This is a genomic window from Pseudomonas macauensis (genome assembly GCF_047902425.1).
Classification (GTDB): domain Bacteria; phylum Pseudomonadota; class Gammaproteobacteria; order Pseudomonadales; family Pseudomonadaceae; genus Pseudomonas.
In genome coordinates, this window is record NZ_CP138377.1 from 2,892,860 (window position 1) to 2,912,025 (window position 19,166).

15 protein-coding genes are annotated in these 19,166 nt (G+C 64.4%); 9 read left to right on the forward strand and 6 right to left on the reverse strand.

Annotation, left to right across the window (positions count from 1 at the left end; genetic code table 11):
• The first annotated feature begins 122 nt into the window (after nt 1-122).
• From SD196_RS13500 to SD196_RS13515, 4 genes are all read left to right on the forward strand, one after another.
• A complete protein-coding gene (locus SD196_RS13500; RefSeq protein WP_416311656.1) occupies nt 123-1,133 on the forward strand; it encodes an aldo/keto reductase in 1,011 nt (336 codons plus the stop codon).
• A gap of 97 nt (nt 1,134-1,230) precedes the next feature.
• The gene (locus tag SD196_RS13505) at nt 1,231-1,647 is read left to right on the forward strand and encodes an SRPBCC family protein (RefSeq protein WP_416311657.1); all 417 of its coding nucleotides are present in this window, start codon (nt 1,231-1,233) and stop codon (nt 1,645-1,647) included.
• 162 nt (nt 1,648-1,809) lie between these two features.
• A complete protein-coding gene (locus tag SD196_RS13510) occupies nt 1,810-2,934 on the forward strand; it encodes an HD-GYP domain-containing protein (protein ID WP_416311658.1) in 1,125 nt (374 codons plus the stop codon).
• A gap of 39 nt (nt 2,935-2,973) precedes the next feature.
• Entirely contained in the window at nt 2,974-7,356 is a 4,383-nt protein-coding gene (locus tag SD196_RS13515; protein ID WP_416311659.1) for a response regulator, read from the forward strand.
• A 41-nt stretch (nt 7,357-7,397) separates the two neighbouring features.
• On the opposite strand, the gene SD196_RS13520 is transcribed toward SD196_RS13515, so the two are convergent.
• Nucleotides 7,398-8,336, reverse strand: a complete 939-nt coding sequence (locus SD196_RS13520) for a LysR substrate-binding domain-containing protein (RefSeq protein WP_275607140.1) — start codon at nt 8,334-8,336, stop codon at nt 7,398-7,400.
• Between the two features lie 142 nt (nt 8,337-8,478).
• Between SD196_RS13520 and SD196_RS13525 the strand changes: the two genes are divergently transcribed.
• Both SD196_RS13525 and SD196_RS13530 read left to right on the forward strand, forming a co-directional pair.
• Nucleotides 8,479-10,062 (forward strand): amidohydrolase, encoded by a 1,584-nt coding sequence (locus tag SD196_RS13525; RefSeq protein WP_370599397.1) that lies wholly within the window; start codon nt 8,479-8,481, stop codon nt 10,060-10,062.
• Between the two features lie 195 nt (nt 10,063-10,257).
• The gene (locus SD196_RS13530; RefSeq protein WP_275607138.1) at nt 10,258-10,671 is read left to right on the forward strand and encodes a glycine zipper domain-containing protein; all 414 of its coding nucleotides are present in this window, start codon (nt 10,258-10,260) and stop codon (nt 10,669-10,671) included.
• Between the two features lie 160 nt (nt 10,672-10,831).
• On the opposite strand, the gene SD196_RS13535 is transcribed toward SD196_RS13530, so the two are convergent.
• Together SD196_RS13535 and speB are read right to left on the reverse strand one after the other, a co-directional pair.
• Complete coding sequence (locus SD196_RS13535) at nt 10,832-11,287, reverse strand: GNAT family N-acetyltransferase (RefSeq protein WP_370599396.1); 456 nt, start codon at nt 11,285-11,287, stop codon at nt 10,832-10,834.
• Between the two features lie 40 nt (nt 11,288-11,327).
• Nucleotides 11,328-12,299: an agmatinase gene (gene speB / locus SD196_RS13540; protein WP_370599395.1), complete on the reverse strand. Its 972-nt coding sequence runs from the start codon at nt 12,297-12,299 to the stop codon at nt 11,328-11,330.
• A gap of 262 nt (nt 12,300-12,561) precedes the next feature.
• Between speB and SD196_RS13545 the strand changes: the two genes are divergently transcribed.
• Nucleotides 12,562-13,461, forward strand: a complete 900-nt coding sequence (locus SD196_RS13545; RefSeq protein WP_416311660.1) for a LysR family transcriptional regulator — start codon at nt 12,562-12,564, stop codon at nt 13,459-13,461.
• 161 nt (nt 13,462-13,622) lie between these two features.
• Nucleotides 13,623-14,525, forward strand: coding sequence for an AraC family transcriptional regulator (locus SD196_RS13550; RefSeq protein WP_370599394.1), 903 nt, complete (start codon nt 13,623-13,625; stop codon nt 14,523-14,525).
• A 46-nt stretch (nt 14,526-14,571) separates the two neighbouring features.
• Here SD196_RS13550 and SD196_RS13555 read toward each other — a convergent pair whose 3' ends face one another.
• The 3 genes from SD196_RS13555 to SD196_RS13565 all read right to left on the reverse strand — a co-directional run bounded on the left by SD196_RS13555 (nt 14,572) and on the right by SD196_RS13565 (nt 18,408).
• Nucleotides 14,572-15,867 (reverse strand): NAD(P)/FAD-dependent oxidoreductase, encoded by a 1,296-nt coding sequence (locus tag SD196_RS13555; protein WP_275607133.1) that lies wholly within the window; start codon nt 15,865-15,867, stop codon nt 14,572-14,574.
• A 14-nt stretch (nt 15,868-15,881) separates the two neighbouring features.
• The gene (locus SD196_RS13560) at nt 15,882-16,967 is read right to left on the reverse strand and encodes a polyamine ABC transporter substrate-binding protein (RefSeq protein WP_275607132.1); all 1,086 of its coding nucleotides are present in this window, start codon (nt 16,965-16,967) and stop codon (nt 15,882-15,884) included.
• Nucleotides 16,968-17,049: 82 nt separating this feature from the next.
• Nucleotides 17,050-18,408, reverse strand: a complete 1,359-nt coding sequence (locus tag SD196_RS13565; protein WP_275607131.1) for a glutamine synthetase family protein — start codon at nt 18,406-18,408, stop codon at nt 17,050-17,052.
• A 277-nt stretch (nt 18,409-18,685) separates the two neighbouring features.
• On the opposite strand from SD196_RS13565, the gene SD196_RS13570 reads away from it, so the two are divergent.
• On the forward strand, nt 18,686-19,165 hold the full coding sequence (locus tag SD196_RS13570) for an ATP-dependent zinc protease (RefSeq protein ID WP_416311740.1): 480 nt from the start codon (nt 18,686-18,688) through the stop codon (nt 19,163-19,165).
• Nucleotide 19,166 lies beyond the last annotated feature (1 nt).

A 19,166-nucleotide genomic window follows, 5' to 3' on the forward strand; every position in this document is an offset into this window, starting at 1 on the left:
GGATATGACATGATGGGTCTCAAGTCTGTCAAATTATGACTTGGACGGTCTCGGTTGGGCGGGCATAGGATTGCCGCCACTGGAGTTCACAAGCGACTCCCCCCAACCCGGAGAACCCCGTCATGAGTCTCAAGTCCCTGATCCCCACCCGCCTTGGTTTCGGCACCGCGCCGCTGGGCAACATGTTCCGCGCCGTGCCCGCCGAGGAGGTACAGGCCACCGTCGACGCCGCCTGGAACAACGGCGTGCGCTACTTCGATACCGCGCCCTTCTACGGCGCCGGCCTTTCCGAAACCCGCCTGGGTGCCGCCCTGGCCAACCGTCCGCGTGACGAGTACGTACTCAGCACCAAGGTCGGCCGCATCATCCTCGACGAACTGGAAGACCCGGCGGCCCGCGAACTGGGCGAGAAGAGCGGCCTGTTCGAACACGGCAACCGCAACCGCATCGTCAACGACTACAGCGCCGACGCCACCCTGCGCTCCATCGAAGACAGCCTGAAGCGCCTTGGCACCGACCGCCTGGACATTGTCTGGATCCACGACATCGCCCAGGACTTCTACGGTGACGAATGGCTGACCCAGTTCGAGATCGCCCGCACCGGCGCCTTCCGTGTCCTCACTCGCCTGCGTGAAGAAGGAGTGATCAAGGCCTGGGGCCTGGGCGTGAACCGCGTCGAGCCGATCGAACTGACCCTCGACCTGGACGAGCCGCGCCCGGACGGCTTCCTCCTCGCCGGCCGCTACTCGCTGCTGGACCATGAACGTGCCCTGCAACGCGTGATGCCGCAGGCGCTGGAGCAGGGCGTCGGCATCGTCGTCGGCGGCCCGTACAGCTCCGGTGTGACCGCCGGTGGCGAGCACTTCGAGTACCAGAAGGCCAGCCCGGCCGTGCTGGCCAAGCTCGAACGCATCCGCGCAGTGGCCCGTGCCCATGGCGTGGACGTGAAAGCTGTTGCCTTGCAGTTCGCCCTGGCCCATCCGGCCGTGGTGGCCGCGATCCCCGGCTCGACCCGCCCGCTGCACGCCAACGAAGACCACGCTGCGCTCAGCGCCGCCATCCCGGCCGCGTTCTGGAGCGACCTGCGCGCCCAGGGCCTGATCAGCGCCGTGGCGCCGGTCCCCACCGTTTGACCTCCGCGCCGCCGGGCACAAGGCCCGGCGGCCAGCCTCGAATCCTCAGTTCACTGAATCATCGAATCATTGGGGCCAGAGCCCCGGGAGAAACATCATGGCCAAGGCCACTGCATTCATCGATCTCAACACCGACGCCGACAAAGTCTGGCAACTGATCGGCGGCTTCGATTCGCTGCCCGACTGGCTGCCCTTCATCCCGCAGAGCGCCCTCAGCGAAGGGGGCCGCGTGCGCACCCTGAAGAGCGTCGACGGCGACACCATCATCGAGCGCCTGCTGGACTTCAACGAAGCCAGCCGCAGCTACAGCTACACCATCCTCCAGGGCCCGGCGCCGGTGCGCGACTACCAGTCGACCCTGCGTGTGGCGGCTGGCAGCGATGGCAAGGGCGCCCGCGTGGAATGGTTTGGCTCGTTCACCCCCGAAGGCATCAGCGACGCGGAAGCCACCACGCTGTTCACCGGCATCTATGTCGATGGCCTGGCGGCGCTCAAGCAAAGCCTGGAAGGCTGATCGCCCTCGAAGAAAAGCCCCTTGCCCAGCCCAGGCAAGGGGCTTTTTTCGTTTTGCCGGGCCCGGATGATGCGCCGTCGCCGGCCAGGGCAGTGGCTATACTCTCGGCTGCGCCAGGGCTGGATCTGCCGCGGGCGCGTCCACTTCGGCGGAGGATGGTCAATGAATGCACCTGGTCCCGTTGTCAGGCCGACGATCCTGATCGTCGACGATACGCCCGAGAATCTCACGCTGCTGACCGAGCTGCTCAAGCTGCCTTACCGGGTCAAGGCCGCCAGGAGCGGTGAGAAGGCCTTGCAGATCGCCAGTTCCGACGAACCACCGGACCTCATCCTGCTGGATGTGATGATGCCGGGCATGAGCGGCTTCGAGGTGTGTCGGCGCCTGCGGGAGCAACCGGCCACGCGGCATATCCCGGTGATCTTCATCACCTCCCAGGGCGCCACCGATGACGAGGTGCGTGGCCTGGAGCTCGGCGCGGTGGACTATCTGACCAAGCCGATCAACCCACCGACCGTGCTGATGCGCGTGGACAACCAGCTGCGCATCAAGGCTGCCAACGACTTCCTGCGCGACCAGAATGACTTCCTGGAACAGGAAGTGCAGCGGCGCACCCGCGAGGTGGCGGCCATCCAGGACGTGACCATTCTGGCCATGGCCTCCCTGGCGGAGACCCGCGACAACGAAACCGGTAACCATATCCGCCGCACCCAGCACTACGTCAGCGCACTGGCCGAACACCTGAAACAGCATCCGCGCTTTGCCGCCGAACTGGATGAGGAAACCCGCCACCTGCTGTTCAAGTCGGCGCCGCTGCACGATATCGGCAAGGTCGGTATCCCGGATCACATCCTGCTCAAGCCCGGCCGCCTCACCGCCGAGGAATTCGAGCTGATGAAGACGCACACCACGCTGGGGCTCGAGGCCTTGGAGACGGCAGAGGCGCGGCTGGGCATGGATGTTCCCTTCCTCCGGCTGGCGAAGCAGATCGCCTATGGACATCACGAGAAATGGGATGGCTCGGGCTATCCCCAGGGTCTGGCGGGCGATGCGATTCCGCTGTCGGCACGGTTGATGGCGGTGGCCGATGTCTACGATGCGCTGATCAGCCGGCGGGTCTACAAGACCGGGATGCCCCATGAGGGCGCCGCGGAGTTCATCCGCTCCCAGCGCGGCCTGCATTTCGATCCGGACATCGTCGATGCCTTCATCGCCTTGCAGGATGAGTTCCGCGGCATCGCCGAGCGCTTCTGCGACCGTGACAGCGATCTGGCCGGGAAGACCTGACCCGGCCGAAACACGCCAGCTCTGCCAGGAGGCGGCACGATGGTGACACCGCTCGACTATCTTCAGCGTCTGCGGCTGCGTACCCGGTTGGTGCTGGGTTTCGGTGGCATCCTGCTGCTCGCGCTGTTCCTCGGGCTGTACAGCCTGAACGTCCAGCGCAAGCAGAACGAACAGATCAACCAGATCTACGAGCAGGAAATGCTCGGCCTCTCGCACATCGAGGCGGCCCGCGTCGCGCTGGCGGGTATGGGTAGAAACGTCCGGCAGATCGTGCTCGCCACCAATGAGAGCGGGAGAGAGCAGGCGATCAGGGATTTCAACGAAGGCAAGGCGACCCTCCGCGAGGAAATCGAACAGGCCCGCCCGCTCATCTCTCGAGCCCGCGCTCAACAGGAACTGATCCGCTTCGAATCCGCCTACGAGGAGTACCAGGCGCAGGTGGATCGGGTGGTGGAGCTGAACGACCAGCCTGCCGGTGAAGGAAAGCCTACCGACCTTGCGGCTATCTCGCTGCTTTCGTCCACGGCGTTGCAGCGTCCTGCCGAGGTGGCCAACCAGGCCTTGGCCGAGGTGGCTCAGATCAAGCGCAAGGGGGCGGACCTGGAGGTCAATCTCGCCTCGGAACGCTTTCACCACAGCGTCCAGCTGACCTTCTGGCTGCTGGCGTTGGGCGTGGGCGGCGGCGTGCTGTTCGGCATCCTGATCAGTCTGTCGATCCGCCGCCCGGCCGACCAGCTGCGCTACTCGGTGGATGCCCTGAGTAAGGGGGAGCTCGGCGTCGAGGTTCCGTTCCAGGATTACCCCAACGAAGTCGGCGAGATGGCGCGGGCGATCACCGCGTTGCAGTCCGAGGCCCGGCAGATGGCCAACCAGCGCTGGGTGAAGACCCAGGTGGCGACGCTGAGCAGCGAAATGCAGTCGGTTGCCGGCTCCAATGCACTGGGCGACCGGACCCTGGCGGCACTGGCTCCGCCCCTGGGGCTGCGCCGCGCCTCGGTGCATGTCCATGAGGAGGGCAGCCATGAACTGGTACTGCTGGGCAGCTACGCGGCGCCGGCCGATCTGCCCCGGCGCCTGCCAGTGGGACAGGGGCTGATCGGCCAGTGCGCGAAACAGCGGCAGCCGATCCACCTGCGTAATCCCGAGCGCGCCCTGGAGGGAGAATACGCGCCTCCGCAGTTCCTCGAAGTGCTGCCGCTGATACACGGCGAGCGCCTGGTGGGCGTGCTCGCGCTGGAGGTGCTGGAAGGTTTCAGCCCGAGCCGACGCACGCTGCTCGACGAATTCCTGCCGTTGCTCGCCATGAACCTGGAAATCCTCGAACGCACCTCGCGCACCCAGCAGTTGCTGACGGAAACCCTGACCCAGGCCGAGCTGATGGAGCGCCAGGCCGCCGACCTTCAGGCGCAGAAGCAGGAGTTGGAGTCCCAGCAGCAGGAAATCCAGGCCACCAAGGCCTGGTACCAGGGCATCCTCGAATCGGCGCCCGACGGCATGCTGGTGGTGGAGCAGAGCGGCCGGATCATCCTGGCCAACCCCAAGCTGGAAGTCTTGTTCGGCTATGCCCAGGGCGAGCTGCTCGGGCGCTCGGTGGATGAACTGGTGCCCGAGGTTCATCGCGAGCACCATGTGCAGCAGCGCCACGGCTTCATGGACGAGCAGGGCAGCCGCCAGATGGGCCGGGGCATCGCCGACCTGCATGGCCTGCGCAAGGACGGTAGCCGGTTCTCCGTGGAGATCGCCCTGGCGCCGCTGCCGGACCTGCTCGGCCACGGCGTCTGCGTGTGCGCCTCGGTGCGCGACATCAGCGAACGGCGCGCTATGGAAGCGGCCCTGCAGGAGAGCGAAAAGCGCCTGCAGTACATCCTCGACTGCAGCCCGGTCAGCGTTGCTATCTCGACCCAGGAGCATCTGCATCTGGTCAATCCAGCCTTCCATGAGAACTTCGGGCTCCAGGCTGGCGACGAGGCGCGCGGACTCTATGTCGACCCGGCCGAGCGCGAGACGATCTGGAGCCACATGCTTGCCGGTGAGCGGATGCTGGAGCGCGAGGTACGCCTGTACGACCGCAAGGGGGGCGAGCGGGACATCCAGGCGACTTACCTGCCCATCCGCCACCACGGTGAATTCGCCGTGCTGGGTTGGTTGTACGACATCACCGAGCGAAAGCTGGCCGAGCAGCAGATGCGCCGCGCCAAGGAGCTGGCCGAGGAGGCGACGCGGGCCAAGAGTGAGTTCCTGGCCAACATGAGCCATGAAATCCGCACGCCGATGAACGTGATCATCGGCATGAGCAGCCTCGCCTTGAAGAGCGGGCTCGACGCGCGGCAGCACAACTACGTGCAGAAGGTGCATCGTTCCGCCGAAGGGCTGCTCGGCATCATCAACGACATCCTCGACTTCTCGAAGATCGAGGCCGGGATGATGTCGGTGGAACATGTCGAGTTCCGCCTGGAGGACGTGCTCGAACAGTTCTCCGGCCTGGTCGGTTTCAAGGCGGAAGAGAAGTCGTTGGAGCTGCTGTTCCAGCTCAGCCACGATCTGCCCACGGCCCTGGTGGGTGATCCGCTGCGCCTGGGCCAGGTCCTGCTCAACCTGGGCAACAACGCGGTGAAGTTCACCGAGCGTGGGGAGATCGTTCTCGGCATCGAGCCGGTCGCGCTCGGCGAGGACGAGACGGAGCTGCACTTCTGGGTCCGCGACACCGGTATCGGCATGACAGCCGAGCAGTGCGGGCGCATGTTCCAGTCCTTCATCCAGGCCGACTCCTCGACCTCGCGCCGTTACGGCGGCACCGGCCTGGGGCTGTCGATCTGCAAGAGCCTGGTGGAGCTCATGGGCGGACGCATCTGGGTCGACAGCGAGCCGGGCAAGGGCTCGGTCTTCCATTTCCATGCACGCTTCGGCGCCCACCCGGCCGCTGCGCCACGGCGCATGCTGCGGGCGGACGAGTTGCTCGGTGTGCGGGCGCTGGTCGTGGATGACAACGCCTCGGCCCGCGAGATCCTCTCGGGCATGGCGCTGAGCTACGGGCTGGAGGTGGACATCGCGCGCAACGGCGCTGAAGCCCTGGAGTGGATCGCCGAGGCCGAGCAGAAGCGCCTTCCGTATCAACTCGTGCTGGTCGACTGGCAGATGCCGGTGGTGGATGGCATCGAGGTCGTCGCGCGCTTGCAGACGGGCCATTGCGAGAGCGTTCCGGCGGTGATCATGGTGACCGCCTTCGGCCGCGAAGAAGCCCTGGATGCCGCGCAGGACCGGGGTGTCGAACTGGGCACGGTGCTGACCAAACCGGTAACGCCCTCGACCCTGCTGGAAGCGATCAACATCGCCCTGGGCAGGGAAAGCACCGCCGAGCCGCGCAGCCGCGAGCGGGAAAGCGCCACGGCGGAGGCCCTGGCCGATGTTGCCGGCAGCCGCGTGCTGCTGGTGGAGGATAACGAGCTGAACCAGGAACTGGCCCTGGAGCTGCTGGGTGACGCCGGCATCGAAGTGGTGCTGGCCTGCAATGGTCAGGAGGCACTCGATCGCCTGGCGGCCGACCAGGCTTTCGACGGCGTGCTCATGGACTGCCAGATGCCGGTGCTCGACGGCTATTCGGCGACCCGCGCGCTGCGCCAGCGTCCGGAGTTGAGCCAGTTGCCAATCATCGCGATGACCGCCAACAACATGGCCGGTGACCGGGAAGAGGCGTTGCTGGCCGGCATGAACGATCACATCGCCAAGCCGATCGACCCGCCGGCGATGTTCCTCACCCTGTCCCGCTGGTTGCCCCCGTACCGCGCGCAGAGGTCGAAGGCTGTGCAGGTGCCGAGCGAAACGAAACCGCAGGAAGTCAGCCTGCCCGGCATCGACGTGCAAGCCGGCCTTGTGACCTGCTCCGGCAAGCAGGCGCTCTATGAGCGGTTGCTGCGCCGGTTCCAGTCCAGTTACGGCGACTTCATCGCGCAGTTCCAGGCCATCGATGGGCAAGACGACCCGACGGCGGAACGCAGGGCCGCCCACTCGCTACGCGGCGCAGCCGCCAACATTGGCGCTGCCGCGCTGGCGGGTGCCGCGGCGGCACTGGAGGAGGGCTGCCGTATACAGGCGCCCGCAGAACGCATCGCCGAGCTGCTGGGGGATGTGCAGACGGAGCTGACACCTGTGCAGAACGGACTCGCGAGCTTCCTTGCCAGTACCGAGGCCGAATCGGTGGCTGGTGCTGCCGATCCGGGCCAGGCCGCGGCCCTGATGCGCCAGTTGCGGGAGCTGCTGATGCGCAGCGACACCCGCGCCGGGGAGCTTGTCGGTCGACTCTGCAGCCTTTACCGGGGCCAGGACGAACTGGCGGCCCTGCGGGAGCTGGCCACGGCTATCGAAGACTTCGACTACGACCTGGCCCTGGAGCGACTGGGTGGGATTCCGGTTGCAGCCCAGTAGTCGGTGGGCACAAGGTCACCGGGCCGGCGCTGCCGCCCGGCTCACGGGGTCTCCTGCGGAAACACCAGCGGCGGCTGGTCCAGGTCGATGGCGCTCTGGGTGGTGGCGGCGACGCGGGTCTTGAGCCATTCGCTGAAGGCTTTCACCACGGCGCGTTCGGCCTTCACCGGGTCGGTCACCAGGTAGTAGTTGCGGTTGGACTGGATGGTGATGTCGAAGGGGCGCACCAGCAGGCCGCGGCTTAGGGCGTCGCCGCTGAGCAGGTTGTCGCCGATGGCCACGCCCTGGCCGGCGATGCAGGCTGCGATGGTGCTGGTGGCGTCGGCGAACAGCACGCCGGAGGTGAACTCGATGTCCCGCGCCCCGACCGCACCCAGCCAGAGGCGCCAATCGGCGAAGTCGTTCATGTGCAGCAGGGTATGGCCGGCCAGGTCGGCCGGGGACTTCAGACTGTTGCGGACGTTGAGCAGGCGGGGGCTGCAGACCGGGAAGAAGTGCAGGGCGACGAGGGGCTCGACGATCTGGTTGGGCCAGTCGCCGGCGCCGTAGGCAATGAACAGGTCGGCCTCCGCCGCGCTGGTGTCCTGCGGCACGCGGGGCGTGACCACGTGCAGTTGCACCTGCGGGTACTGCGCGAGGAAGTCGCCCAGGTGCTGGCACAGCCAGTAGGTGGCGAACCCTGGATTGGAACTGACGCACAGGCGGCCGATGACCTGCTGCTCGTCGAAGCTGCTGCCGGCCAACTGCACCTCGGCGAGGATGCGCCGCACGTCGCGGGCGTAGCGCTCGCCCCGGTAGGTGAGGCGGATGCCGCGCCCGGTGCGCTCGGTGAGGGCGAAGCCCAGGCGTTCCTCCAGGGTCGCGATGCGGTGGCTCACCGCGCTGCGGGTGAGGTTCAGTTCCGTGGCGGCGGCGGAGACGCTGCCCAGCCGCGCCACGGCGTCCAGCGCGCGCAGGGCGGTCATCGAGGGAAAGTGCATGGGGCTTCCTGGCCGGTGTCTTACCGGTGAATGGTGAAACTATCTGGACAAAGAGGCCAAATTGTTTCGCTTGTTGTGAGTTTGGCTTCACCAATACTAGGCCACACGACAACAACAACAGGCAACGATGAGGAAGCCCGCCATGTCGAAGTTCAAGGCCTACGTCCAGCAGTGGATCGACGAGCACCGCCAGCAGTTGTCCGACTGGCACCAGGTGATCTGGCATTTCGCCGAGCCGGCTTTCCGCGAGTACAAGTCCTGCGCCTGGTACGTGGAGCTGCTGCGCCGCGAAGGCTTCACGGTGGAAGAGGGCAGCGGCGGCATGCCCACCGCCTTCGTCGCTACCTTCAGCAATGGCGAAGGCCCGGTGCTCGCCACCTACGCCGAGTACGACGCGGTACCCGGCAACTGCCAGGCGGCGGCGACCCGGCCGATGCCGCGCGAGGGCCTGTCGAAGTACGCGCCGGGCCACACCGACCCGCACTCCGCGCTGGGCATGAGCGCCCTGGGCGGTGTACTGGCGGCCAAGGCGGCGATGCTGGAGTTCGGCATCAAGGGCACCCTCAAGTTCTTCGGCGAGCCGGCGGAAAAGCTCCGTGCCTCCAAGCCGGTGCATGCCGCCAAGGGCTACTACGACGACATCGACGCGGCCGTCAGCTTCCACCCCACCTACATGCTGCCGCTGAACAACACCACCACCTGGGACACCCACTGCGGCATCGCCTATTCGTACATCTACACCTTCACCTGCGAAGACCCGCAGAACTGGATCGCCGCCGACCGCTACAGCCCGATCCCGCAGAACCACCTGGCGGCCCGTGCGCCGGGCGCCAACGACGCGCTGGTGCACTTCTACACCCTGAACGAAAGTCTGCGCCGCTCGACGCTGCCTTTCACCGGGCTGTGGAGCTTCAACGAAGCCATCCTCACCGCCGGCCAAGCTACCGCCGACAACCTGCCGCCGCACATCTCGCAGATCCAGTACCTGCTGCGCTGCGACTCCATCGAGCAGGCCGAGACTATCTCCACGGTGATGGACAACAACGCGGCCGCTGCCGCACTGGCCACCGGCTGCAAATGGAAGAAGACCTGGGTCTGCAAATCCCGCGGCGGCCTGGCCAACCACGCCCTGGCCCAGGCCTGCTACGACAACCTGGCCGAAATCGGCGCGCCGACCTGGGGCGAGGCGGCGATTGCGGTTGCTCGCGAAATCCAGGTGAACCTCGGCCTCGAGCCGATGGACGAGCCCTTCCTGCCGGCCACCGAAGCCCTGGTCGAACCCCAGGAGTGCGAGCGTCAGCTGCGCCTGCAGATGCCGGCCTGGCAGAAGTACCTGACCTCGGACGATTACCCCGAGTACACCTGGCATTGCCCGACCGTGCGCCTGTATGTGGCGCGGCCGATGCTGTCGGCGCCGGCCGGCTACACCTACCCGGACTGGGTCGCCAACGCCCTGGGTGGCATCCGCGAGACCATCGACCCGATGATCGAGGTGGCGTCGAAAACCATCGGCAGCACGCTGATCGAACTGTTCACCGAGCCCGACCTGCTGGCCGAGGCCACCCGCGAGTTCAACGAACGCACCGGTGGTGGCATTGGCGGCACGCAGTGGCAGGCGCCGCTGTTGCCGAAGGACTTCCAGGTGCCGCACCGCTTCCGCTGGCCGGAGTACATCCGCACGGTGCGGGGCGAGGAGTGGTGGATTCCCGCGCGGGACGATGAGTGAGCACCGAGGACTGACGAAACTGGCACCCGGCATTGAGCCGGGTGCTGGCAGGTTGCGCGGGGGCGCTGGCCCGACGGGCGGCCATTTGTCCCGGAGGATTATTGACTCAGGTCCATGAATAGCCGAAGACGCGTTGTCCTGCCGCGTTTCGTCCTACAGACTTTTGCCTCATGTATACACTTTGAGGCTTGAATCATGCGCAAATCATTCACTGCACTGGCATTTTCCATTCTGGCGTCACAGGGCGTCGTCGCGGGTGAAACCGCCAACACGGCGGTCGGCGGCGGCCTGGGTGGGGCTCTGGGAAGTGTGGTCGGTCAGGCCGTTGGTGGAAGCACCGGTGCGGCGATCGGCGCAGGCGTCGGTGGCGCCGCGGGTGGCGCGGTGACGGCGAAGGACGGCAAGAAGACCGAAGCGGCCATCGGTGGCGGGCTTGGCGCCGCCGGTGGGCAGGTGATCGGCAACAGCATGGGGGGCTCCACGGGCGGCGCGATCGGTGCCGGCCTGGGTGGTGCTGCGGGCAGCGCCGTTGGCAATAGCCTGGCCGATGACAACGACCACCATGACAACCACAAGTCGAGCCACAAGCACAAACATAAGCACAAGTAGGGCCACGGAGCCTGGACACTCACGCTGACAGGCCATCTTTCGATGGCCCTGCAGCCTGAGTACGAGGCAGAAGAGCTCTCCATTCCAGGGGAGGCGAAGTCTGGCTGGAACTGAGGGCGTCGCCCGAGTGGACGACGCCGCTGAAGACAAGCAGCAGCGATCAGTGGACCGAGAGTTCCAGGATGTCGTCGCCGTACTCATCCCGTTCCCCAGTCGGCACCCAGCCCAGGTATCGATAGAAACCATGGGAGCGAACCTTCGGATCGCTGGAGCAGGCCAGGAACAGGCGCTTGAATCCTTGGCGCGCCAGCGTCTCTATCATCAGTCCGAGCAAGGTCTTGCCGATTCCCTGTCCCTCGTAGGCGGGGAGCAGGGCGAGAACGACGATCTCACCGGATTCCACGTCGCCGAAGCAGTAGCCGATCATCCGGCCTTCCCGGCAGGCTACAAAGCCGGGACAACTGCCATCCTGGATACCACGGCTCCATGACTCGGCGGTGATGCCCAATGCACGCAGCTCCTCCTCGGAAAAGGCGTTTTCTCTCGTCAGTCCGCGGATCGTGATGCACAGGGCAGCGTCATCAGGTACGGCAGGGCGATACGTCAGGTCGGTCATGGGGCGATTTCACTGTAAGGGCGAAGACAGGATGCATCCGCTATCGGTTCACGCGTGCATCGGCGAGGACACAAAGCAGCTCGAACATCAGCGTCGCGGCATTGAGGGCAGTTATTCCGGAAGGGTCCAGGTCCGGAGCGACCTCCACCACGTCGCCTCCGATGAGGTTGAGTCCGCGCAGTCCTTTCAGCAGGCGCATGGCTTCCCGCATCGAGATGCCGCCGGCTTCGGGGGTGCCGGTTCCGGGTGCGAAGGCAGGGTCGAGTCCGTCGACATCGAATGACACGTAAGTCTGGCCGTCACCCACGACCCTGCCTACTTCCCTGAGCACGCCCTCGACGCCGAGGTCGTCGAACTCCTCGATGAAGATGACCCGCATGCCGCATTCGAGGCTGTAGTTCGGGGTGCCCGAATGTTCGGAGCCACGGATGCCGATCTGGATGGTGCGCAGTGGATCGAGAAGGCCGTCCTCGACCGCTCTGCGGAACGGCGCCCCGTGGAAGAATTTCGACCCGTAGAGGCTGTCCCAGGTATCGGTATGCGCGTCGATGTGGACCATGCCGATAGGGCCGTCCTTCGCCAGCGCCTTGAAGATCGGGTAGGTGATCGAATGGTCCCCGCCAACCGTGAGCGGCATGATATTGCGCGCGCAAATCTCCCGGTAATAGTTCTCGATGCAGGCATGGGCGTCCTCGATGTTGTACATGCGATCGAGGTAAACGTCGCCCAGATCGCGAATGTTGCACAGGTCGAACGGGGCAATGCCCGAGGCGTGATTCCGGGTGCGCATCAGACAGGATTGCTGCCGGACTCCACGGGGGCCGAGGCGCGCGCCAGGCTTGAACGAGGTGCCGCCATCGAACGGCACGCCAATCAGGCCGATATCGACCCCATCCAGCGTGTCCGCGACCGGGGCACGCATGAAGCTCGCGATTTCGTTAAATCTCGGGCGCTTCTGCGGGTCGTATGAAGTCCCGTCCGAGAAGTTGGTTTTGAGTCTGGAGTCGGACATGGTTACCCCCGCAGTTGTCGCAAGCCTGGAAAGCGTTGCCGTTTCTTGTTGTTCAGTGCCAGGCAACAGTCTTGAAACATATGCATTCAGCGCAATGGACTGTCGATATGGCGTCGCGCTTCATTTAATCGGCTGTTCAGTCCGGGATAAATAGCGGATCGTGAAGCGCTTGGTTAATGATATTGTGAATATAATTCCATGATTCTTGACAGGCTTTCGGCATTGTGCGAACAAGGCGGGTCAATGGCGTGCTCGGTGCAGGATGAAAGAGAACATATACAACATTCGTCTGCTGCGGGTTTTTGTTGCCGTGGTCAGGAACAAGGGATTTTCTGCGGCGCAGCAGGACCTGAACATGTCGACGCCGGCCATCAGCGGCTATATGAGCCAGCTCGAAGCGCAGCTTGGCATGCAACTGTGCAGCCGCGGCAGATCAGGGTTCAGCCTGACCAGTAAAGGGCAGTTGATTTACGATGAGGCGCAGAATCTCTTGAACCAGATCGATGGTTTCGAGAACTATGTGCTTGAATTGAAGGGCGAGTTACGCGGGACGATTTCAATAGGGATACTCGATTCCATGATCACCGACAAGCAGGTCAACATAGTGGATCTGCTTGGGAACTTTGCATCGAAGCACCCCAAGGTGCATGTCAATCTTAAAGTGCTGAGTCCTTTCGAACTTCAACGGGAAGTCCTGGAAGGAAAGATCGATCTGGCAATCGGCTCGTTGCCGACGAAGATGAGCGGATTGAAATATATCGATCTCTATATCGAACAACATTGGCTGTATTGCAGCGACAGGCATCCATTGTCACGGGAGTTGCGCAAGACCCCGGAGACGATCAGGCAGCACGCCCTGGTCAAACGGGGCTACTGGTCGAGCGCGGAAGTGGCACGGCACGGATTCAAGGAGTGCTCCGCCACTATCGACAGCATGGAGGCCGAGCTGATCCTGGTGTTGTGCGGGAGCTATATCGGCTATCTGCCGGATCATCTGGCTCAGCAGTGGGAGATGCAGGGCCGGCTGATCAGGCTCCTACCAGAGCACTTTGGCTATCAGGCCGAATTCTCGCTCATCATGAAGAACGGGCGAACCCGCGAGCCGCTGATCCAGGCGTTCAGGGATGAAATGACGGAGCTCTATGACAAGGACGTTGGGTAGTCGGTCAGGTAAAGCGTGCTGGATTCCGGCGTATTGGGTCATAATCCTGCCGTGTGCAGAACATTGACGATCCATGATGATTGGCACCGCCCTGGTTGCGTGCGGATGTCACCGATTGGTAGTCTAATAGTTAATAATATTAATAAATATCCGGGTGTGTGATGGCGATCAAGGTGATGGAGGCTCGCGAGGTTGACGAGCCGCGTGCGGTGCTGCCGGGTTGGGAAGAGCAGTACACGCAGATGTCAGCTGGTCGCTTTTGCGGTCGCCTCGTGCACGCGGAGACGGGCGCGGTCCAGCTCTACGAAGAACGCATGAACCTGCGGGTCGAGCAGGAATTCCATGCCCCCGCCGATACCCTGGTGTTCAGCTTCGACATGAACGACAGCGCCCTCTACCTGCTGGATGGGCACACGCACAACGCCTGGGTCACTCCCGAGAATTACCGTGAAGTCGCTGTGGTCCTGAAGGACGCCTCCACCTGGGGACGCTCCGCCGCAGACTTCGAAGGCCTGGTGCTGCAGCCGCTGCGCTCGGCGAATTGCAGCGCCTTTGCCACCTCCCTGAGCCAGTTGCTGGCCGGGGCCGTGGAAGGCAACGTCAATGTGGATGCGCCCGGATTCGCCCAGCAGGTTGCCGAGGGTTGTTTCTCGTTGCTGGACGAGGCCGTGGAGGTAGGGCAGCGCCGTCGCTCCGACCGCAGTGCCAAGCGGGTCGTCGAGCGGGTGAAGGAGGTGGTCAACGACTGTCCGCAGGACAGCTTCGGCGTCCCGGAGCTGGCGCAGATTGCCGGCGTCTCGGTGCGGCAGTTACAGCAGTCGTTCGTCCAGTATGCCGGCATGCCGCCCACCGTCTGGTTGCGCAATCGCCGCCTGAACGCTGCCCGGCGTGACCTGCTGGCCGCCGGTGGCGCCGGGGTCAATGTCGCGGAGATCGCGATGCGCTGGTCGTTCTGGCATCTGGGGCGATTCTCCCAGGCCTACCAGGCGCTCTTTGGCGAGTATCCGAAGGCGACGCTCAAGCGCGGAGCCGAGCGCTGCGCCGTGAGCATGCTGCCGAGCTGAAAAAAAGCGGAGCCCCCTCGGCATTGCAAGGCTCCGCCTGGCTTATTCAGCCAATTGCCTCTCGAATCCGGTACCAGAGCATTCCCATCGCCAGCAGGGGCGAGCGCAGCAGCTTGCCGCCCGGGAAGGTCAGGTGCGGCACCGCGCTGAACACATCCAGTCCCTGGCTCTGGCCTACGGAAATCGCTTCGGCCAGGAGTTTGGCGGTCCAATGGGTCACGTTCAGGCCGTGCCCCGAGTACCCCTGGGCGAAGTACACATTCGGGTGCTGGGCCAGACGGCCCACCTGCGGGAAGCGGTTGGCCGTGATGCCGATCATGCCGCCCCACTGGTAGTCGATGCGCACATTGGTCAGCTGCGGGAAGACCTTCAGCATCTTCGGCCGCATGTAGGCGCCGATATCCGCCGGGTCCCGCCCGGAGTAGTGGCAGGCACCGCCGAACAGCAGGCGACGGTCGGCGGTCAGCCGGTAGTAGTCCAGCCCCACTTTCTGGTCGCACAGCGCCATGTTCTGCGGGATCAGCTTCGCTGCGACCTCTTCGGCGAGCGGTTCGGTGACGATGACGTAGCTGCCCGCCGGCAGGACCTTGCCCGTCAGGCGCGGCTCGAGTTCTTCCAGGTGGGCGTTGCAGCCTAGCACCAGCTTGTCCGCCCGCACGCGGCCGTTGGCACAGTGCACCGTGACCGAATTGCCGTGGCTGATGCGCAGTGCCGGGCTCTGCTCGAAGATCTTCACCCCCAGGCTACTGGCCGCCCGTGCTTCCCCTGTCACCAGGTCGAGCGGATGCAGGTGGCCCGAGCCCATGTCGATCAGCCCGCCGGCATAGCAGTCGCTGGCCACCACGTCATGGATCTGGCCGGCGCCTACAAGCCTGGTCTGATGCGCATAGCCCATCGACTGCAACTCGCGCTGCTCCTCCGCCATGGCGGTGAACTGCGCAGGCGTATTGGCCAGCTCGCAGAAGCCCCAGCGCAGGTCGCAGGCGATGTCGAACTGCTTGATGCGCTCCGCCACCAGCTTCACAGAATCGAAACCGGCCTGGTCCAGATAGCGGACGCCATCTTCGCCGACATACTTGGCGAAGCCGCTGACGTCGTGGCCGATGCCGCGGATCAGTTGCCCACCGTTGCGGCCACTGGCTCCCCAGCCAATGCGACGGCCTTCCAGGAGCACCACGGAGTGGCCCCGAAGGGCCAGCTCCAGTGCCGTGTTGACGCCGGTCAGACCGCCACCGATGACGCAGACCTCCGCCTGGACCTCACCCTCGAGGGCTGGGTAGGTCTGCTTGTCGCGCGCAGTGGCCGCGTAATAGGACGCGGCGTGTTCGCCGGCATGATTCATGGGACGTTCTCGGGTCATTGGTTGAACTTGATCTTGCTCCAGCTGCGAGTCATCAGACGCATGATCTTCGGCGGCGGAGCGTTGGAGATGTACAGCTTGTCGAGCACGGCCTGGCTCGGGTAGACCTCGGGATTGTTCAGCGTCTCCTGGTCCAGGAAGGCCTTGGAGTCGGCGTTGGCGTTGGGATAGCCGACGTACTCGCTGACCCCGGCGATGACCTTGGGCTCCAGCACATAGTTGATGAACGCCAGGGCCTGGTCCGGGTTCTTCGCGTCCGACGGGATGGCCATCAGGTCGAACCAGAGGTTGGCGCCTTCCTTGGGAATGCTGTAGGCGATCTCGATGCCGTTCTTGGCTTCCTTGGCCCGAGCGGCCGCCTGGAACACGTCGCCGGAATAGCCGAAGGCCACGCAGATGTTGCCGTTGGCGAGGTCGGAGATGTACTTCGAGGAATGGAAGTAGGTGACGTAGGGGCGCAGCTCCATCAGCCTGGCCTCGGCCTTCGCATAGTCCGCCGGGTTGGTGCTGTTGGGGTTCATGCCCAGGTAATTGAGCACCGAGGGGATCAGTTCGTCGGCGGAGTCCATGAAGGCGACGCCGCAGGCGTTGAGCTTCTTCAGGTTCTCCGGCTCGAACAGCACCGACCAGGAGTCGATCTTGTCGACGCCCAGCACCTGCTTGACCTTCTCGACGTTGTAGCCGATGCCGTTGGTGCCCCACAGGTAGGGTACCGAGTGCTTGTTACCCGGGTCGTTCTGCTCCAGCAGCTTGAGCAGCGTCGGGTCCAGGTGCTTCCAGTTCGGCAGCTTGCTGCGGTCCAGTTCCAGGAAGACCCCGGCCTGTACCTGGCGGGTGAGGAAGTGGTTGGACGGCACCACCACGTCGTAGCCCGAGCGGCCCGCCAGCAGCTTGCCTTCCAGGGTCTCGTTGGAGTCGAAGACGTCGTAGACCGGCTTGATGCCGGTGGTCTTCTGGAAACCGGCGAGGGTGTCGGGGGCGATGTAGTCGGTCCAGTTGTAGATGCTGACCGTCGGCTCAGCGTGGGCGTTCTGCGCCAGCGCGGCAAAAGCCAACGCCGCAAGGGGTTTGAGCAGTCTCATGCGGACTCCTTTTCTTGTAGGTATTCCAGGAACCTGCCGGCGGGCTCGCGAGGCCGCCGGTAGGCTTTGGCGGGCGGGGGCGTCAGACGCTCAGCAGCAGGAACTCGCGTTCCCAGGAGCTGATCACGCGCTTGAAGTTCTCGTGCTCGGCGCGCTTAACCGCGACGTAGCCCTGGACGAACTTGCGGCCCAGGTAGTCTTCCAGTACCTGGCACTCTTCCATGTGCGCCAGCGCGTCCTCGATGGTGATCGGCAGGCGCAGGTTGCGGCGCTCGTAGGCGCGGCCTTCGACCGGGGCGCTGGGGTTGATCCGCTCGACCATGCCCAGGTAGCCGCACAGCAGGCTGGCGGCCAGCGCGAGGTAGGGGTTGGCGTCGGCGCCGGGCAGGCGGTTCTCCACGCGCATGGCTTCGGGGGACGCAGCGGGGACGCGCAGGCCGACCGTGCGGTTTTCCACGCCCCACTCGACGTTCACAGGTGCGGAGGTGTCCGGCAGGAAGCGGCGGAAGGAGTTCACGTTTGGCGCGAACATCGGCAGCACTTTCGGGATGTACTTCTGCAGGCCGCCGATGTAGTGCAGGAACAGCTCGCTCATCGAGCCATCGGCATTGGCGAAGATGTTCTTGCCGGTGGCGATATCCAGCACGCTCTGGTGAATGTGCATGGCGCTGCCGGGTTCGTCGGTGATCGGCTTGGCCATGAAGGTCGCCGCCACGTCATGCTTGAGCGCCGCTTCACGCATGCTGCGCTTGAACACGGTGATCTGGTCCGCCAGGCTCAGGGCGTTGCCGTGACGGAAGTTGATCTCCATCTGCGCCGGACCGTCCTCGTGGATCAGGGTGTCCAGGTCCAGGCCCTGGGCTTCGCACCAGTCGTAGACGTCTTCGAACAGCGGGTCGAATTCGTTGGCCGCGTCGATGGAGAAGCTCTGCCGGCCGCTTTCCGGACGGCCCGAGCGGCCCACCGGGGCTTCCAGCGGGAAGTCCGGGTCGCTGCTGCGCTTGGTCAGGTAGAACTCCATTTCCGGCGCGACGATCGGGTTCCAGCCCTTGTCCGCGTAGAGCTTCAGCACGCGCTTGAGCACGTTGCGCGGCGACAGCTCGACGGGGTTGCCGTACTTGTCGTAGGTGTCATGGAACACCATCGCGGTCGGCTCGATGGCCCAGGGCACCACGAACACCGCGTCCGGATCGGGACGGCAGACCATATCGATGTCCGCTTCGTCCAGCAGGTCGTAGTAGATATCGTCGTCGACATAGTCCCCGGTGACCGTCTGCAGCAGCACACTCTCGGGGAGACGCATGCCTCCCTCGCCGAGGAACTTGTTGGTCGGGGAAATCTTGCCGCGGGCGATACCGGTCATGTCACTGACGACGCACTCGACTTCGGTGATCTGGTGTTGCTTCAGCCAGGAACTCAGCTGATCGGCGGGGGTGCTCATGCAAGCCTCTAATGGTTGGATGGAAGGCACAGGAAGGAAGTCGACCTCGTTGTGGGTCGACGCATGGCTAGTGTTGGGGAGAGCCGGGTTCTCGTTCTATCCACTTTCCGCAGATTCGAGCGGAGCGCTGCGTCCAAGAGCATGAATGAGGGGCGGGGCAGGTCATCCGTTTTCTTGACCTGCTTTTGACTCGTCCTTGACGCACCGGCCCCGATCATGGCCGCACACAGTCAACCGACGAGCCATAGCCGTGCCGATCAATTCCCTCTCAGCCGCCATGCTTCTGCTGGCCCTTGCCACCCCGATGAAAGCCCACTCGGAAGAGCTGCCGGTTCGGGGCTGGATCGAGGAAGCGAAAATCTATCCCGAGGGCATTCCGGTCAAGGCCAAGCTCGACACCGGCGCGCTGACCTCGTCGATGGATGCCAAGGACATCGGATACTTCGAGAAAGACGGCAAGAAGTGGGTACGCTTCAAGGTCGTCGCCAGGAACAGCGACACCGGGGAGGAGAGCGTCCAGGCGTTCGAGCGCGCCGTACTGCGCAAAGTGAAGGTTCGCGGCGCTGGCGGAGCGGACCACCGGCCGGTGGTGTCGATGAAGATCTGCATCGGCAATCAGCTGCTCGACGAAGAGTTCTCTCTGCGTGACCGCAAGAACATGATCTACCCGGTGCTGATCGGTCGAAAGACCCTTGAGCACGTGGGCCCGGTGGACGTGCGCCGCACCTTCACCCAGCAGCCCAGCTGCAAGGCCTGAC

Coding starts and splice junctions, on each gene's coding strand:
- SD196_RS13505 (WP_416311657.1), top strand. CDS start 1,231: ATGGCCAAGGCCACTGCATTCATCGATCTCAACACCGACGCCGACAAA.
- SD196_RS13500 (WP_416311656.1), top strand. CDS start 123: ATGAGTCTCAAGTCCCTGATCCCCACCCGCCTTGGTTTCGGCACCGCG.
- speB (WP_370599395.1), bottom strand. CDS start 12,299: ATGTCCGACTCCAGACTCAAAACCAACTTCTCGGACGGGACTTCATAC.
- SD196_RS13535 (WP_370599396.1), bottom strand. CDS start 11,287: ATGACCGACCTGACGTATCGCCCTGCCGTACCTGATGACGCTGCCCTG.
- SD196_RS13565 (WP_275607131.1), bottom strand. CDS start 18,408: ATGAGCACCCCCGCCGATCAGCTGAGTTCCTGGCTGAAGCAACACCAG.
- SD196_RS13545 (WP_416311660.1), top strand. CDS start 12,562: ATGAAAGAGAACATATACAACATTCGTCTGCTGCGGGTTTTTGTTGCC.
- SD196_RS13550 (WP_370599394.1), top strand. CDS start 13,623: ATGGCGATCAAGGTGATGGAGGCTCGCGAGGTTGACGAGCCGCGTGCG.
- SD196_RS13560 (WP_275607132.1), bottom strand. CDS start 16,967: ATGAGACTGCTCAAACCCCTTGCGGCGTTGGCTTTTGCCGCGCTGGCG.
- SD196_RS13555 (WP_275607133.1), bottom strand. CDS start 15,867: ATGAATCATGCCGGCGAACACGCCGCGTCCTATTACGCGGCCACTGCG.
- SD196_RS13530 (WP_275607138.1), top strand. CDS start 10,258: ATGCGCAAATCATTCACTGCACTGGCATTTTCCATTCTGGCGTCACAG.
- SD196_RS13515 (WP_416311659.1), top strand. CDS start 2,974: ATGGTGACACCGCTCGACTATCTTCAGCGTCTGCGGCTGCGTACCCGG.
- SD196_RS13510 (WP_416311658.1), top strand. CDS start 1,810: ATGAATGCACCTGGTCCCGTTGTCAGGCCGACGATCCTGATCGTCGAC.
- SD196_RS13570 (WP_416311740.1), top strand. CDS start 18,686: ATGCTTCTGCTGGCCCTTGCCACCCCGATGAAAGCCCACTCGGAAGAG.
- SD196_RS13520 (WP_275607140.1), bottom strand. CDS start 8,336: ATGCACTTTCCCTCGATGACCGCCCTGCGCGCGCTGGACGCCGTGGCG.
- SD196_RS13525 (WP_370599397.1), top strand. CDS start 8,479: ATGTCGAAGTTCAAGGCCTACGTCCAGCAGTGGATCGACGAGCACCGC.